Origin of the sequence: Pseudomonas sp. B14(2017) (genome assembly GCF_002113255.1) — a bacterium.
Taxonomy (GTDB): Bacteria; Pseudomonadota; Gammaproteobacteria; order Pseudomonadales; family Pseudomonadaceae; genus Aquipseudomonas; species Aquipseudomonas putida_Z.
This window is the reverse complement of sequence record NZ_NEJY01000009.1, coordinates 191,966-207,076: the sequence shown is the minus strand read 5'-3', so window position 1 is coordinate 207,076 and position 15,111 is coordinate 191,966. Positions and strand designations below refer to the sequence as shown.

The 15,111-nt window shown below is 58.4% G+C and carries 11 protein-coding genes and 5 tRNA genes; 6 read left to right on the top strand and 10 right to left on the bottom strand.

Annotation, left to right across the window (positions count from 1 at the left end; translation table 11 throughout):
- The first annotated feature begins 43 nt into the window (after positions 1-43).
- Positions 44-1,135: a fimbrial protein gene (locus CAG34_RS11720; RefSeq protein WP_143516467.1), complete on the top strand. Its 1,092-nt coding sequence runs from the start codon at positions 44-46 to the stop codon at positions 1,133-1,135.
- 44 nt (positions 1,136-1,179) lie between these two features.
- On the opposite strand, the gene CAG34_RS29195 is transcribed toward CAG34_RS11720, so the two are convergent.
- Entirely contained in the window at positions 1,180-1,314 is a 135-nt protein-coding gene (locus tag CAG34_RS29195; protein WP_256573549.1) for a hypothetical protein, read from the bottom strand.
- 199 nt (positions 1,315-1,513) lie between these two features.
- Between CAG34_RS29195 and CAG34_RS27950 the strand changes: the two genes are divergently transcribed.
- The 3 genes from CAG34_RS27950 to CAG34_RS11710 all read left to right on the top strand — a co-directional run bounded on the left by CAG34_RS27950 (position 1,514) and on the right by CAG34_RS11710 (position 6,042).
- A complete protein-coding gene (locus CAG34_RS27950; protein WP_143516465.1) occupies positions 1,514-1,957 on the top strand; it encodes a hypothetical protein in 444 nt (147 codons plus the stop codon).
- A 361-nt stretch (positions 1,958-2,318) separates the two neighbouring features.
- Positions 2,319-4,508, top strand: a complete 2,190-nt coding sequence (locus CAG34_RS11715; RefSeq protein ID WP_143516469.1) for an autotransporter outer membrane beta-barrel domain-containing protein — start codon at positions 2,319-2,321, stop codon at positions 4,506-4,508.
- A gap of 52 nt (positions 4,509-4,560) precedes the next feature.
- On the top strand, positions 4,561-6,042 hold the full coding sequence (locus tag CAG34_RS11710) for a hypothetical protein (protein WP_085590109.1): 1,482 nt from the start codon (positions 4,561-4,563) through the stop codon (positions 6,040-6,042).
- Between the two features lie 51 nt (positions 6,043-6,093).
- On the opposite strand, the gene CAG34_RS11705 is transcribed toward CAG34_RS11710, so the two are convergent.
- The 6 genes from CAG34_RS11705 to CAG34_RS11680 all read right to left on the bottom strand — a co-directional run bounded on the left by CAG34_RS11705 (position 6,094) and on the right by CAG34_RS11680 (position 9,416).
- Complete coding sequence (locus tag CAG34_RS11705; protein WP_143516463.1) at positions 6,094-8,568, bottom strand: hypothetical protein; 2,475 nt, start codon at positions 8,566-8,568, stop codon at positions 6,094-6,096.
- Between the two features lie 285 nt (positions 8,569-8,853).
- Positions 8,854-8,929: transfer RNA gene (locus tag CAG34_RS11700), tRNA-Gly, on the bottom strand.
- 85 nt (positions 8,930-9,014) lie between these two features.
- Positions 9,015-9,090, bottom strand: a tRNA-Gly gene (locus CAG34_RS11695).
- A 3-nt stretch (positions 9,091-9,093) separates the two neighbouring features.
- Positions 9,094-9,169 (bottom strand) — tRNA-Glu (locus CAG34_RS11690).
- Between the two features lie 91 nt (positions 9,170-9,260).
- Positions 9,261-9,336, bottom strand: a tRNA-Gly gene (locus tag CAG34_RS11685).
- 4 nt (positions 9,337-9,340) lie between these two features.
- Positions 9,341-9,416 (bottom strand) — tRNA-Glu (locus CAG34_RS11680).
- Between the two features lie 376 nt (positions 9,417-9,792).
- Here CAG34_RS11680 and CAG34_RS11675 point away from each other — a divergent pair.
- Positions 9,793-10,560 carry a hypothetical protein gene (locus CAG34_RS11675; protein WP_085590105.1) on the top strand — a complete coding sequence of 256 codons (768 nt, stop codon included), beginning with the start codon at positions 9,793-9,795 and terminating at the stop codon, positions 10,558-10,560.
- A gap of 127 nt (positions 10,561-10,687) precedes the next feature.
- Here CAG34_RS11675 and CAG34_RS11670 read toward each other — a convergent pair whose 3' ends face one another.
- A complete protein-coding gene (locus CAG34_RS11670; RefSeq protein ID WP_003260813.1) occupies positions 10,688-11,170 on the bottom strand; it encodes a GAF domain-containing protein in 483 nt (160 codons plus the stop codon).
- Positions 11,171-12,058 carry an ATP-binding protein gene (locus CAG34_RS11665; RefSeq protein ID WP_075044109.1) on the bottom strand — a complete coding sequence of 296 codons (888 nt, stop codon included), beginning with the start codon at positions 12,056-12,058 and terminating at the stop codon, positions 11,171-11,173. It abuts the gene before it with no gap.
- Positions 12,059-12,262: 204 nt separating this feature from the next.
- Here CAG34_RS11665 and CAG34_RS11660 point away from each other — a divergent pair, with 204 nt between their 5' ends.
- Positions 12,263-14,620 carry a response regulator gene (locus tag CAG34_RS11660; RefSeq protein WP_085590103.1) on the top strand — a complete coding sequence of 786 codons (2,358 nt, stop codon included), beginning with the start codon at positions 12,263-12,265 and terminating at the stop codon, positions 14,618-14,620.
- Here the strand turns inward: CAG34_RS11660 and CAG34_RS11655 are convergent.
- Positions 14,610-15,098 carry a glutathione peroxidase gene (locus CAG34_RS11655; RefSeq protein ID WP_015269382.1) on the bottom strand — a complete coding sequence of 163 codons (489 nt, stop codon included), beginning with the start codon at positions 15,096-15,098 and terminating at the stop codon, positions 14,610-14,612. The two genes, CAG34_RS11660 and CAG34_RS11655, sit on opposite strands and share 11 nt — an antisense overlap.
- Between the last annotated feature and the right edge of the window lie 13 nt (positions 15,099-15,111).

Below are 15,111 nucleotides of genomic sequence, written 5' to 3'. Positions count from 1 at the left end.
TACGTGGCGAATACGTTCGCTGCGTGGCACCAGGATCGCACACATGAAACTTCTTCGTCATGCCGCGTGCATTGGCCTGCTGGCTTCGCTCACCTTGCACGCTGCCCCCGCGCTGGCCCTAGCGGACCCGAACAATTATTGCATCTGGCGCGGGACAGGTAGCCCACCCATGGTGTTCACGCGCAACCTGAACACCGTTCACATTGCCAGAGATGCACCAAAGGGCAGCGTTATCGGTGAGGTCAAAGGCGGCTTCACGATTGTCGACGGGAGCTCCAGTCTGGACCTGCGCTGCGTCAGCCTCGACGGAAAGCCTGCAACCCCCATGCGCTACAGGTTCGTAGCTGAAAGCGTTCTCCTCGACCCCTTGCCACCGTTCGAGGATGGCCACGTGCTCAAAACCAACGTCGAAGGCATCGGTGCCAGGGTGGAGCTTTCAGTCCCATTCAACGGCACTGCAAAAAACTACTTCGACCCGGATCAGGGCCACACCGTGGTTCCCTTCAGCTCCAGCCTGAACCGGCCGAACGGCTTGGGGGTCGAGGTGGGCGGCGTGCTGTACAACGATATAACCCTGATAAAGACCGGCGACATCGCGCCAGGCGTGCACGCTGTCGATTCCTTGTTATTCCGCAGCTTTCAGGATTTCGATGGCATTGGCGAAGTGTTCCAGTACCGGGTTGCCGCCACCGTCGTTCAGGCACAGTGCCAGATCGTCGGCGACCCGGTAAAACCCAATCCGGTAGACTTGGGGTCATGGGAGCGCAGCGACTTCACCGGCCCGCCATTCACCACCCCTACCGCAGCCTTCGAGATTGCCCTGACCAGTTGTCAGACCGACCCGGCAGGCCTCACCCAGGTGTCCATCGAACTGGACCCGACCAATGGTTCACGCCCACTCGACCCCGACAACGGTGTAATGAGCCTGAGCAACGATGACACCGGCACCGCCGGTATCGCCATACAAGTGGTCAAAGATGGTAGCCCGATGCCTCTGAAGCGCGAGGTCAAGCTGCTGCCGATCAGCGCTGGCAACATGGCCCTGAGGTTTGGCGCCCATTTCATTCAAACCGGCGCACACGTCAAGGCCGGTAAAGCCGAAGGTGCGGTGAAGTTCACCTTGCGTTACCGATGAAATGCTCCCGGCACCTGTTGCAGGTGCCGGGAAAGCCCCGGGCATCAATCGCTGAGGGTACCGCTCAAAATGTCCTTGGCATCGTATATATAGTGCTGAACTTCATCGTCACGCTGCGCCTTGATCAGCTGGTTGAGTGCGTTGTAGGTCATCTTGAGACCCTGGCCATCATCGGTCATGTTGCCATAATCGTCATACTCCAGTTCGAATGCCTGAGGTGGAGCATCTGCAGGATCATGCGTATAACCTGTAAGTTGCGCCGGATCGTCAGCATTCTCGAATTGATACTTGGTCCTGTGCAGCTTCTTGTCGGTATCCCTCGTCGTCAGTGTTGTGATGTTGTTGACTGCGTCGAACCCGAATATCTGGTTGTAAATCTTGAATGGTGAACATGTCGCTGGAAAAGACTATATGGTGGATACCGGTGATGCATCTCCCATCGAAGTGGAAATTCCTTGGTCCGACATCGAAAAAGCAGGCAATGCCGCCGCCCTGCCCGTGCATTACGCAATCAGTGACAAGGACGGCCGTAACGCCCAAAACGCGCCTGCAACCGAGGTTAAAGTCGAGGCGGTAATCGTTGTTGCACCCAAGCCTGAGTTCTTGGGCTTGAACCAAGATAATGGCCGCTTGGTCTGCAAGTCGCTGAAAGACCCAGACAATCCGACAGCTCCTTCCGCCTTCCGCCTGCAAGTGCCAGACTTGAGCAAGTTCAATCTATCGGCAGGTGCAGAGATAACACTGATTTGGCGACTTTATTGGGGGAGACTGGTGATACCCCGCTCCCCCGGAACATGTGAAAGAAGAAATAGTAAAAATTGATGCTGACCACCCTGTTACCGGCTTTGTATGGCGCATCGAGCCTTACGAAAAACATATTCTACCGATCTACGAGGACGTAGATGGCCGACGCAGGGGCCGTGGAAGGGGGTTCTATTCATTCACTTACCAATCCACGAAAGTCAGCTCTGCACCGTTTGATACCGTGGTGAATATTGGTGGGGCTGGTGGAACATGTGAAATTTGAGGCGGCTTGAAATATCGGGTGCATAAAGTCTTGCACCCGATTTTCTCTACTCAGCCAAATCATTGATCAGACTTTTCCTACATAAAACACCGGGAATTCCGACTAAGGTGCCTGCAGATTCCATCTGCATCACTTAAGTTCGAGGAAGAGACCATGATGAACGCCTGCATCCATCCTGGGCGATATACGGCTATAGCCGTGGCCATAGCCTCTGCCAGCGCCATGTTGCTGTTCAGCAACACCGCCGAGGCCGCTATTCCCATTACCAAAGATACGGTGATCGATAGCGCTGCACCCCTCGACAGCTATCACGTGCATGGCGCCAAACTTACCGCCAACGGCGCTGTCACCAATGAGATCGACGGCGAAAAGGGCTCGACCCTGGAGTTGAACGGCACCACCGTGACCGGGGCCGGTGGTGCCAGTGGCATGACACTGGACGGCACCACCGCCACCCTTCGTGACAGTACGATAAGCGGGCCCAGAAACCAGGGCATCAGTGCCCGCGGTGGCTCACAGGTCACTGCTCTGACTAGCCGGATCAGTGGCGCGCTGCGGGGTGCCACCCTGAACGCAAGCAGCTTGACACTGGAAAACAGCGAACTGCGTGGTACCAACAGCACAGCCCAGGGCGCAGTGTTGATGGGCGGCACGCTGAATGCGCGCAACAGCATCATCAGCGGTGGCCAGGAAGGCATCAGCGTTACCAATGTCCGTGGCCAAGCCTCCGGGCCGAGCAGCATCGTGCTGGACGGTACTAGTGTTATCGGTGAGCGCGGTTCTGCCATCGTGGTCGGCGCTGGGGCTGGCAACCCGGTCAACGCCAGCATCGACATCCTCAATGGCTCGACCTTGAGCGCCGGCAGCGGCCCCCTGGTGTCGATTGCCGCTGACGGCAACGCCACGCTGAGGGTCAGCGCCAGCCACCTGGTGGGCGACATCGTTGCCGAACAGGGCGGGCGCGCCGATCTCACCCTGGAAAACGGCAGCACCCTCAAGGGCAACCTGGAAAACATCGAGAAACTGACCATCAACAGCCAGGCCGAGTGGACGCTGAGCCGTGACGCCAAACTCAACGACCTGGCCATGAACGGCGGGGCCATCCGGCTCGGTGCCGCAGCAGGCGACTTCAATACCCTGTCGGTAGCCAACCTTGAAGGCAGCGGCAAGTTCATCATGGATGTCAAATTCGACACTGGCGAAGCCGACCATCTGCAGGTTACCGGGCACGCCACCGGCAACCACCAGCTGCTGGTCAGCAGCAGCGGCAGCGACCCGCAGGCCGAAAGCAGCCTGCATCTGGTGCACACCGCCAGCGGCGATGCGCAGTTTTCGCTGGAAGGGGGGCCAGTAGACCTCGGCGCCTACTCCTACAGCCTGAAACAGAGTGCAGACGGCAACGACTGGTACCTCGACACCACCACCCGCACCGTCAGCCCCGGCACGCAAACCCTGCTGGGGTTGTTCAACAGTGCCCCGACCGTGTGGTACGGCGAACTCACGACCCTGCGCAGCCGCATGGGTGAAATCCGCCGCGACACCGGCAAGACCGGTGCGTGGATGCGCAGCTATGGCAACAAGTTCAACGTGTCCTCCAGCGCTGGCACAGGCTACCAGCAAACTCAGCAAGGCCTGTCGTTCGGTGCCGACACCCCGCTGCCGCTGGGCGATGGCAACTGGCTTGCCGGGGTAACTGCCGGCTACAGCAACTCTGACCTCAACCTGCCTCGCGGTGCCTCGGGCAAGGTCGACAGCTACCATGTCGGTGCCTATGCAACCTGGCTGCAACCGCAAAGCGGTTACTACCTGGACGCGGTGGCCAAGTTCAACCGCTACCAGAACCAGGCCGATGTACGCCTGAGCGATGGCAAACAGACCAAAGGGGACTACGACAGCAATGGGTTTGGCGCTTCGGTGGAATTCGGCCGCCACCTGCGCCTGGCCAATGACTACTTCATCGAACCCTACGGGCAGCTTTCGGCAATGGCCGTGCAAGGCCAGAGCATAACCCTGGACAACGGCATGCGTGGCCATGGCGACAGTGCCCGCTCGCTGCAGGCGAAACTGGGCTCGGTAGCTGGCCGTGACTTTGATCTGGGCCGGGGCCGCAGCGTGCAACCTTACCTGAAGGCGGCGTTGGCCCACGAGTTTGCTCAGAACAACGACGTCAAGGTCAACGGCAATACGTTCAAGAACGACCTGTCCGGCTCGCGCGCAGAGTTTGGCGCTGGTGTATCCGTGGCCTGGGCCGGGCAGTGGCAGGCGCATGCCGAGTTCGACTACAGCCACGGCGAAAAGATAGAACAACCTTGGGGCGTAAGTGCCGGGCTGCGTTACAGCTGGTAATACACGAATACGGGGAGGCATTTGCCTCCCCTTTTTATTGAGGAGTTACCCCATGACAGCTTCAAGATCCCCCTCCTCCCCTCCTGAAGCCGACATTGCCAGGCACTCTGGCAACCAGGCCCCATCACTTCCGCTTCCGAGAATTCTGCAGTTGCTTCCCGATATCCCTGACGGCCAGCCCAACCTGCTGCCGATGGCAGCTACGCTGGAACCGTTACGGGTAGAGTTCGAAATGTGGATGAACTCCGAGCCAGCACCAGGGGCGCCCGAAACGCTCACTCTGTATTGGGATGGCACCGAGGTGGGAAGCAGAACATGGGACAGCGAGGTTCTGCCTGAAGAGCTGTTCATCCTGGTACCGGTCGAGCGTATGGGCAACGGCCAGCACACCCTGTACTACAGCGTAGTCCTGGGCGATGGTAACAAGGCTACCTCCCACGAGCTGACCGTTACCGTGGACACAGTGCCACCCATATTGCCGGATATGAGCTTTATCACTTTCCCGCCAGAAGTCATCTCGGCCGGCGTCACCGACAAGTACCTCAAGGCCAACGGCGATGAACTCAAAGGTACCACCACTGCCTACGAAGGGGGCAACGCTGGAGACAAGTTGAGCTGGTACTGGAACGAAATATCAGGCGAAAATAATGAGGTAGGCAGCAAGACCCTGAACAAGGCGGAGGCCGGACAGGCATTGGAGATCAGCATCCCGGGCGCGGCCATACGGCTTGCCAAGGACGGGACGCGGCTCGCCTATTTCAGCATTCAGGACCGCGCCGGGACTCCCGTTCAGAGGGGTAGCAACCGCCCCTTGCAAAGCAAGGCCACACCTGCGCCACGCACCTTGCCCCCGCCTACGATCAGGGAGGCCGACGGTGGCAGCAACGGCAGCACGCTGATACCCAACCGGGCCATCTCCGGTGCTACCTTGCTAGTCACTGAAAACGAGGAAACCATCGAGCCCGGCGAACTCATCAGAGTGTACTGGGGAACGCCCGGTTCGCGTGGCGCCTTTACCATCGATACACCGATCGAGCCTGGCAAGCGGGCCTACTTCATACCTGCCAGAAAAGTGGCCGAGCAATCGGGCTACTCCCTTTCCTTGAATTATGAAGTTTTGCAAAGTGATGGTACATGGGCCCCATCCAGTACTCATACCTTGAAAGTCGATAAAGTATCCAACATGCCGACACCATTCAGCGATGCAGTCGACGGCGGGCAGCTCAGCATCAAACGTCTGGGAGAGCGCACAGCTACGGTCAGCTCAGAAGCATGGCCGTTCGTATTCAAAGGGCAGCATGTGAAGCTGGAATTATATGGGCGTGACCGCAGCACGGGTAGCAAGCTGAAACGGCAGATCGGTACCACTGCGGTCACCAGTGACAGCGGCAAAGTGCAAATCGGTACCTTCACCAAAACAGACCTTGAGTACTTTACCTTGAATGAACACCTGGAGATCCTGGCTTACGCCACTTTCGACGACTCACTCACCTGGCAACCCTTCGATCTGCTGTCGCCGATGTTGATCGAATGAAATCAAAGAGGCGTGCCGGGTTGACCGGCACGCACGCCTGTGGCTCGCAGATCAGTTCATAGGACGTATTTGACGAAGGATTTCGCCGGTTGACGACGAGACCTCCACCGTACCGGGCAGGGCGCGATCGATCTCGGACAGAGGAAGCGGAAGAATCAAGTAACCTTCAAAATAGAAGTCGCCAAACTCTGTTGGAATAGTCGCTAGCGAATGGATCAATACAAAGCGCTGATCTGCAGTGAGGTCGACCTTGTACAAGCCATTATCTTCACCTATTTCACCGGGACCATCCAGCATAACCTTCCACTTCGCTTCAACCGATCTATTATTGACTGTCGCCTGACATTGCACGCCTAGCGTACTGGCTCCGTTCTCTCCTTCGATCTGGACCACTTCATACTGGACCACATTGGTTGGATCGCTCTTGCGATTGACAATATAAGAAGTAGCCGTATTGATACCATCGGTCACCGTGATCTCATCGACTAGAAGAATGCTATCCTCATTGAATTCTCTCGACGGCGTATACTTCACCGTGCTACCGGTGTATTTGTCCAGACTACCTGGCTTGGCTGCCTTTTTTTCCTGACCATCTAGCGGGGCGGCGAGCTTGATACTCCAACTTAACTTCTCACCCTCGATTCCTACAGACGCGGCCTTCAAGGTGCGCTCCATCCCTGATGTCGAGTCGATCAACGGATTTACGCTGATCGACTCTTTCAGCACCGTAATCAAGGCCGCCGAAGTATAGTTTGTGGACTTGTGTTTAGCCACGACGCGCACATGCTTGAACAGGCCGTCAAACAGGTCGACATCGGGAGCTGTATATAGCCCATCATCTGTTATGTCACCTAAATTGTTACTGCGCTGCGGGTCCTCCAGTGTCCATTTGATCTCACCACTTTCAGCCTCAGGAATGACACCGAACTTGTACTCGCCACCGGCTGGAAGGGTTACCATCAATGGATCGACGCTAAAAGCAGTTAGCTCTGGACGGATATCACCTTTTACATCACCATCCATGACAAGTTGAACGTCCTTGATGTCGATGATTTTTCCGAAATTGAACTTGACCAAGTCGGACAGCAACTCCAGATCTTTAACCAAGAACAACTGATCTTGCAACTTTTGCTTTACTCTATCCAAAAGGGGTTCTTTGTATTTACCTTTATCAATGTGAGAACTCCAACTTTCTTTAAGTTGCGCAGGCAATACATTATATCGATAATCATTCCAATTCGGGTACTTAAGATGTGCTGCAGATTCTTCGCCCTCGCCACCCTCCTTATGCACTTGCGGTTTCCCAAGCGTTTTTATATCAACGAGTGGAGGATGCATCATATTTTCATAGGTAACATTACAAATCATTTCAGGCGAGTAGATTGGAAATTGCTTACTTGCCCAGTCATTCAAGAACAACACTATATTATAACTAACCAAATCAATAAAATCCTTGGCCCCAGAAATCCCTCTATAATTCATAGGAACAGGATCCCCGAAATCAAAACCAAACGTCAAGGAATTCTTGATATCAAACAATAATGACTCACCTTTAAGTTCAACATCCTGCAAATCGATACCATAATATACTAAATAGGATCGATTATCCCACTCGGTAACGAACTCACCATCTATCGTCATCCCTCTTAGTGCAACGGACCAATTTTTTATTTCAGCTTTTGATACAAATCCTTTCTCATCGCGCAGCAATGAAACGGCGCTAGCATTAAATGCGCTTTTCAGGCCCTTTTCGATTAGCGGCAACAACACGCATTTCCGATTGAATAGAACCCTGGCAGAGTAATCATCATTCAACATATAGCCCATTTCATCTTTAACGGGCAAATAACCTTGTGATAAACCGTCGATCTGTACGAATACCAGTACAGCACCATCGGTACTATCTGGTTTTTTCTGGGTTCGCAGCACAGCCGCCTTGGGTTTAAACCACGGGACATCACCTAATTCAACATTACCGACCGGGTACACTCGCTGAGCAGGGTCAAGCTTCTCGAATAGAAGCTTGAAGAAATCCCCCCCTAGCTGGTTGTCTAGAGCGATGTCGGTATAGGTCAGTTCAAAATCACTACTGCGACTCAAGTCCATGGACAAGCTACCATCTTTGCCCACCTGGACAGGCGTATCCGGCAAATCAAGGTTAAATAATAGCTCTGGACCTAATGACGGACTGATGTAATGTATCGATTGAGCATGCCAACGACCGTTGATGTATTTTTGCGATATCTGGTTACCTCCCAGCACCTGCATTTTCATATTGGCCCGTGAGTCGTTCAAACCGGTTGATTCAAAGTACAACCGTGGCTCACTCAATAGAAAACTTTCGATCGCATAGCGGTATTCATTGGCAGACCCCTCAATTACGCCGCTGACAGGCGGAAGAAAACTGGATGTATTGAAGCGGCTGATGTAAACCTGACTGAGTAACTGATTGGTACTGCTTCTATCCAATGCAGCTATCATAGGCCAATCCATAAGATCTATTTCATTCTGACCATCAGTAGACATGATTTACAACCCTCGGGGTGAGTATGGATATGGCACACTCGAAAGCCAAGTGCCCCTCCGGCCATTCTTAAACCACGCACAAGAGCATGCCTACTGGCAGAATTATCAGGTGCCGTTATTCTGCCCGTCGCGTAGCATGGGCCATGGATATGCCAAAGCTGTACTGAGGGCACGGGGCATCGGAATGCCGTGATAGCGATAACCAGGCATTCGGCCGATGGGCTGTTGAGCCACAGAAATGAAAGGCAAAAAAAAGCCACTCTCGAAAGAGTGGCTTTTTTAAATTGGAGCGGGAAACGAGACTCGAACTCGCGACCCCGACCTTGGCAAGGTCGTGCTCTACCAACTGAGCTATTCCCGCATTGTGAAGCTTTACCGCTATCGGCGTGAAGCGCCTTGAAGACCTTCACCACCACTGCACCGCATAGACGCCACAGTATTTAAACTGGAGCGGGAAACGAGACTCGAACTCGCGACCCCGACCTTGGCAAGGTCGTGCTCTACCAACTGAGCTATTCCCGCAAATGGCGTCCCCTAGGGGACTCGAACCCCTGTTACCGCCGTGAAAGGGCGGTGTCCTAGGCCACTAGACGAAGGGGACACACAACACTTTTCAGTGCACCAGATTTGAACCTCACGATTCAGCCTGGATTTTCTTTTCCTGCCCCGCCCTTAGGCGCTGCCGGAGAAACTGGAGCGGGAAACGAGACTCGAACTCGCGACCCCGACCTTGGCAAGGTCGTGCTCTACCAACTGAGCTATTCCCGCAATTTGGCGTCCCCTAGGGGACTCGAACCCCTGTTACCGCCGTGAAAGGGCGGTGTCCTAGGCCACTAGACGAAGGGGACACGCTGCTGGCATTACTGCCTGCTTTCACTCCCTGCCGCGTTTCGCTGTGTGCTTTACGCTGCAAGTGGCGCGCATTCTATGGATGGTTCGGACAGGCGTCAACCCCTTTGTAGAAATTTATTTAAATCAATGACTTCCGGGTGAGTTGGGGTGCAGATGCGGGATGGGTTGCCGATATAGAGAGAAGCAATCCTGTGCCGGCCCTTTCGCGGGCTTGCCCGCTCCCACAGGGTTGTCGCCAACCCCCAGGCCTGTGTTGCACCTGTGGGAGCGGGCAAGCCCGCGAAGAGGCCGGCACAGGGATTTAGCAGCTGTTCGTCCCACACCGAACTCACTACACTCAAGCTGTAATTCTTCTTCAATGAGGCATTAACGGTGACACCACTTCTGATCACCCTGCTCATCGTGGCGGGTATCGCGTTGCTGATCGTGATCGGCTACCTAAACAATGTGGTCGAGAACGGCAAGCTCGAGCGCGCCCGGATGAAGGTCGAGCTGGCCGACCGCCTGCGCCGCTGTGGCGAAATCACCGAGACCTTCCCCGGCCAGTTCATGACCCCGGCGCTGAAGTTGCTGCTGACCCGCCTGGAGCTCAACCTCAACCAGCGTCAATTGGCGATGGACAAGCACAATGCCGAGATCAAGGCGCGCATCGCCGAACTGGAGAGGCTGATTGCCCAGGGTGCGCAGATCCCGGTGAACAACCCGCCCAACCCGATCCAGACCGAGATCAAGGCCAAGGATGTGCGCTTCCTGCTGGAGGCGTTGCACAACCAGGTGACCCGCGCCGCCCAGGAGGGCTTCCTGCCCACGCCCGAGGCCAAGCAATGGATCAAGGAAATCCGCCATATCCTGGTGCTGCTGCATATCGAGTTCTTCAACAACCTCGGCCAGCAGGCCCTGCAACAGAACCAGCCAGGCCAGGCGCGCCTGGCCTTCGAGCGCGGCGTGCAATACCTGCGCAAGCAGCCGGAACCGAAGGTATATGAAGAGCAGCTGACGTACCTGGAGAAGCTGCTGGCCCGGGCCAACGCCCAGGTGCTGGACCGCATGGCCCCGGCGGAGGACGAGCAAAATGAACTGACCCAGGGGCTCAAGACCGATGAGGAAGAGACCTGGAAGAAGAAGGTGATGTACGACTGATGCTTTAACCTGTACTGGCCTCTTCGCGGCTAAAGCCGCTCCCACAGGGACCGCACTGCCTTCAGGCTTGATGCCATCCTTGTGGGAGCGGCTTTAGCCGCGAAGAGGCCGGTACAGGCAACGACCATCAGCAGTCGGTCAGCTCCAGAAAAATCGCCGCCAACCGCTCCAGCCCCACCTGATCCGCCTCACTGAAGCGCCCAAGCTTCGGGCTGTCCAGGTCCAGCACACCAATCAACCTGCCCTCCTTCACCAGCGGAATCACCAGCTCGCTGTTGGACGCGCTGTCACAGGCAATGTGCCCCGGGAACGCATGCACGTCCTCTACCCGCTGTGTCTGCCGGGTGGCCGCTGCCGCCCCGCACACGCCCTTGCTGAACGGGATGCGCACGCACGCCACCTGGCCCTGGAACGGGCCCAGCACCAGTTCTTCGTTGCGGTTGAGGTAGAACCCCGCCCAGTTCAGGTCGTCCACCTGGTTATAGAGGAATGCCGAAAACTGCGCGGCATTGGCGATGAAGTCACGCTCGTCGGCAAACAGCGCCTGCACTTGCGCCGCCAGCAGGTTGTAGCCGTCGAGGCCGGCGCCACTGGCATTGAGGTCGATCATTTACTTTTGCTCCAGCAATTGCAGCCCGACCCAGTAGCGGGCGAACTGATAGGCACAACGGCCATTACGGTTACCGCGGCCGGTGGCCCAGCGCACGGCGAGGATGTCGAGTTCTTCGCTGCGCTGCCAGGCCAGGCCGGCAGACTGCGCGAGTTGGCCGATCCAGTGCTCGACCACGTTCAGGAAGTGTTCCTGGGTGAAGGGGTAGAACGACAGCCACAGGCCAAAACGGTCGGACAGGGCAATCTTGTCTTCCACCGCTTCACTGGGGTGCAGCTCGCCGTCCACGCGCTTCCAGTTCTCGTTGTCGCTCTCCTTCTCCGGCACCAGGTGGCGGCGGTTGGAGGTGGCGTACAGCAGCACGTTGTCGGGGGCCTGCTCGAGCGAGCCGTCGAGCACGCTCTTGAGCACCCGGTAGTCGCCCTCCCCGGCTTCGAACGACAGGTCATCGCAGAACAGGATGAAGCGCTGCGGCAACTTCTGCAGCTGCTCGACCACCCGTGGCAGGTCGGCCAGGTGGTCGCGTTCGATTTCGATCAGGCGCAGGCCGGCACCGGCGTGCTCGGCCAGCAGGGCACGTACCAGCGACGACTTGCCGGTGCCGCGCGAGCCCCACAGCAGTGCATGGTTGGCCGGCATGCCGTTGATGAACTGATGGGTGTTGCGGCCCAGCTGGTCACGCTGCTGGTCGACGCCGATCAGGTCGCTGAGGCGGATGTCCAGGCTGACTTCCAGCGGCAACAGGTAGCCGCTGCGGCCATCGCGCTGCCAGCGCGCGGCCAGGGTGGTGGCCCAGTCGATGTTCGGGCGCTGGGCCGGCAACAGGGGTTCGAGGCGGGCCAGTACCGATTCGGCGCGGTCCAGGAAAGCAATCAAGCGAGCGTCCATGACGACTCCTACGAATTTCAGTTTTTTGGGGCCGCTGCGCGCCCCTTCGCGGGCTTGCCCGCTCCCACAGGTACACTGCAAATCTCGAGGGCAGTGATATACCTGTGGGAGCGGGCAAGCCCGCGAAGGGGCGCAAAGCGGCCCCCGCTTGGCGATCAACTGAAATGAACAGACAGACCCACCAGCAGCCGGGGCTATTCGGCTATGCTTGCGCAGCGCAAGGGACGTGAAACCGGCTCGGGACACATGGATATCAAGTTCACCAATCGCCTGTCATACAAGCAAGCCCGGTTGACAGTCCTGGTCGGCTTCATCCTGGGAACATTGCTCAGTCTCATCCAGATCGGCATCGATTATGCCAGCGAAGACGCGTCCATCAACCGTGAAGTGCGCGCCTTGCTGCAAATCAGCCACAACCCGGCCTCGCGCATCGCCTACAACATCGACTCGGAACTGGCCCTGGAGCTGACCCGCGGCCTGCTGCAATCGCCGGCGATCATCCGTGCGCGGCTGATCGACAACAACGAAACAGTACTGGCCGACGTCGAACGGCCGCGCCTGCAGGACCGCTACCGGCCGCTCAGCGACTTCCTGTTCGGCGACCAGCGCCAGTTCAAGGAACGCCTGTACCTGACCCACATGCCCGAGGAATACCTCGGCACCTTGTACCTGGAGGTGGACACCTACGCCTTCGGCAGCCGCTTTCTCGACCGTGCCGGCATCACCCTGCTCAACGGTTTCGCCCGCAGCCTGGTGCTGACCGGCATCCTCCTGGCGCTGTTCTACATGATGCTGACCAAGCCGCTGGTGACGGTGATCGGCGCGCTCAGCGGCAGCGACCCGCGCAAGCCCCGGCAAACCCGCGTGGCCTGCCCGCACGGCCACGAACACGACGAGATCGGCGTACTGGTGAAGGTCGCCAACCAGCAGTTCGTCAGCATGGCCACCGAGATCGAGCAGCGGCGCACCGCGGAAAACCGCCTGACCCAGTACCTCAACGAGCTGGAAGATATCGTCTCGGCACGCACCAACGAGCTGAAGGCCAGCAACAGCAGCCTGAGCCTGTCCAACCAGGAGCTGGAAGAAGCCCGCCGCCGGGCGCTGGACATGGCCCAGGCGCGCGCCGCCTTCCTCGCCAACATGAGCCACGAAATCCGTACCCCGCTCAACGGCATGCTCGGCATGATCGCCCTTGCCCTGGACAGCCCGCTGCCCAGCGAGCAACGCCAGCAGCTGGCGATAGCCCATGACTCGGGCAAGGTGCTGGTGGAGTTGCTCAACGATATTCTCGACCTGTCCAAGTTCGATGCCGGCCAGCTGGAGCTGGAGCGCATTCCGTTCGACATGGGCTCGATGGTTGAGGACACTGCCAACCTGCTGTCGCAGAACACCGCGCAAAGCGTGGAGCTGACCTGCCTGATCGCCCGCGACTTCCCCAGCAGCGTGCTTGGCGACCCCACGCGGGTACGGCAGATCGTCAGCAACCTGCTGTCCAACGCCCTCAAGTTCACCCGCTTCGGTCGCGTGGATGTGCGCCTGGCGACCATCGTCGGCGGTGTGCGCCTGGAAGTGCGCGACACCGGCATCGGCATCCCCGAAGAAGCCCAGGCGCGGATCTTCCAGCCGTTCACCCAGGCCGGCGCCGGCATCACCCGCCAGTACGGCGGCACCGGCCTGGGCCTGGCGCTGACACGCAACCTGTGCAAGGCCATGCAGGGCCACCTGCATATCAAGTCCGACCCGGGCTTCGGCAGCCGCTTCACCGCCGAGCTGCCGCTGGCCGTGCACACCGAAGCCATCCCGCCGGCACCGTTGCACGGGCGCGTGGCTGCGCTGAGCGCGGCCGGCAGCGGGCTCGATGAACTGTTGCAGGACCTTTTGCCCGCCTGGGGCCTTGCCTATCAGCACCATGACAGCAGCGCGGGGCTGGACGCCACGGCCATTGACCTGCTGATCACCGACAGCCTGGACCAGCTGTTCGAACTGCGCCCGGCACTGAAGACACCGATCCTGCTGGTGACCGCCTACGGCAACTTCCTGCCCAGCGAACAGTCGGTCACCCTCGCCCCCCTGCACCAGCTGGCCCGGCCGCTGGCGCGCAACGCCCTGTACCAGACCTTGCGCCGCACCTTGCAGGGCCACGAGCCCGAACACCCGCTGGCCACCCCGGCCATCACCCTGGAACAAGGCCGCGCGCGCATCCTGCTGGTGGAGGACAACCCGGTGAACCAGCTGGTGGCCAAGGGCATGCTGGCCAAGCTCGGTTGCCAGGTACAGCTGGCCACCCAGGGCGCCGAGGCCCTGGAGCTACTGGAACAGGACGAATTCGACCTGGTACTGATGGACTGCAACATGCCGGTGATGGACGGCTACGAGGCCAGCCGGCGCATCCGCCAGAGCGGCCGCTGGCCCGACCTGCCGATCGTCGCCCTCACGGCCAACGCCATGCCCGAGGAGCGCGAGCGCTGCCGGGCAGCGGGCATGAACGACTACCTGGCCAAGCCGTTCCGCCGTGAAGAGCTGCTGGCGCTGGTCGACCACTGGGTGCCGGTCAACGGCTGAGCAGGCGCTCGATGTCCGCTTCCAGGGCCTGCGGCTTGGTGGTGGGGGCGTAGCGCGTTACCTGGCCAGAGGCCGGGTCGACCAGGAACTTGGTGAAGTTCCACTTGATCTTCTGGCTGCCCAGAATGCCCGGGGCGCGCTGCTTGAGTTCGACGAACAGCGGGTGGCTGCCGGGGCCGTTGACCTCGACCTTGCGGAACAGCGGGAAGCTCACGCCGAAATTGCGCTCGCAGAACTGGGCAATTTCCCGTGCATCGCCCGGCTCCTGCTTGCCGAACTGGTTGCAGGGGAAGCCCAGCACCACCAGGCCGCGTGCGCGGTAGGCCTGCCACAGTTGCTCCAGGCCCTTGTACTGCGGGGTAAAGCCGCACTGGCTGGCGGTATTGACCACCAGCAGCGCCTTGCCGGGGAAGTCGCCGAGCTTCTTGTGCTCGCCGCCCAGGGTCACACAGGGGATGTCCAGTATCGATCCAGCCATGGTCGGGCTCCGG

Bases quoted from the DNA above. Each gene is read 5' to 3' on its own strand.
- CAG34_RS11715 (WP_143516469.1), top strand. From the start codon at position 2,319: ATGAACGCCTGCATCCATCCTGGGCGATATACGGCTATAGCCGTGGCC.
- CAG34_RS29195 (WP_256573549.1), bottom strand. From the start codon at position 1,314: ATGACCGATGATGGCCAGGGTCTCAAGATGACCTACAACGCACTCAAC.
- CAG34_RS11660 (WP_085590103.1), top strand. From the start codon at position 12,263: ATGCTTGCGCAGCGCAAGGGACGTGAAACCGGCTCGGGACACATGGAT.
- CAG34_RS11670 (WP_003260813.1), bottom strand. From the start codon at position 11,170: ATGATCGACCTCAATGCCAGTGGCGCCGGCCTCGACGGCTACAACCTG.
- CAG34_RS11705 (WP_143516463.1), bottom strand. From the start codon at position 8,568: ATGTCTACTGATGGTCAGAATGAAATAGATCTTATGGATTGGCCTATG.
- CAG34_RS11655 (WP_015269382.1), bottom strand. From the start codon at position 15,098: ATGGCTGGATCGATACTGGACATCCCCTGTGTGACCCTGGGCGGCGAG.
- CAG34_RS11710 (WP_085590109.1), top strand. From the start codon at position 4,561: ATGACAGCTTCAAGATCCCCCTCCTCCCCTCCTGAAGCCGACATTGCC.
- CAG34_RS11720 (WP_143516467.1), top strand. From the start codon at position 44: ATGAAACTTCTTCGTCATGCCGCGTGCATTGGCCTGCTGGCTTCGCTC.
- CAG34_RS11665 (WP_075044109.1), bottom strand. From the start codon at position 12,058: ATGGACGCTCGCTTGATTGCTTTCCTGGACCGCGCCGAATCGGTACTG.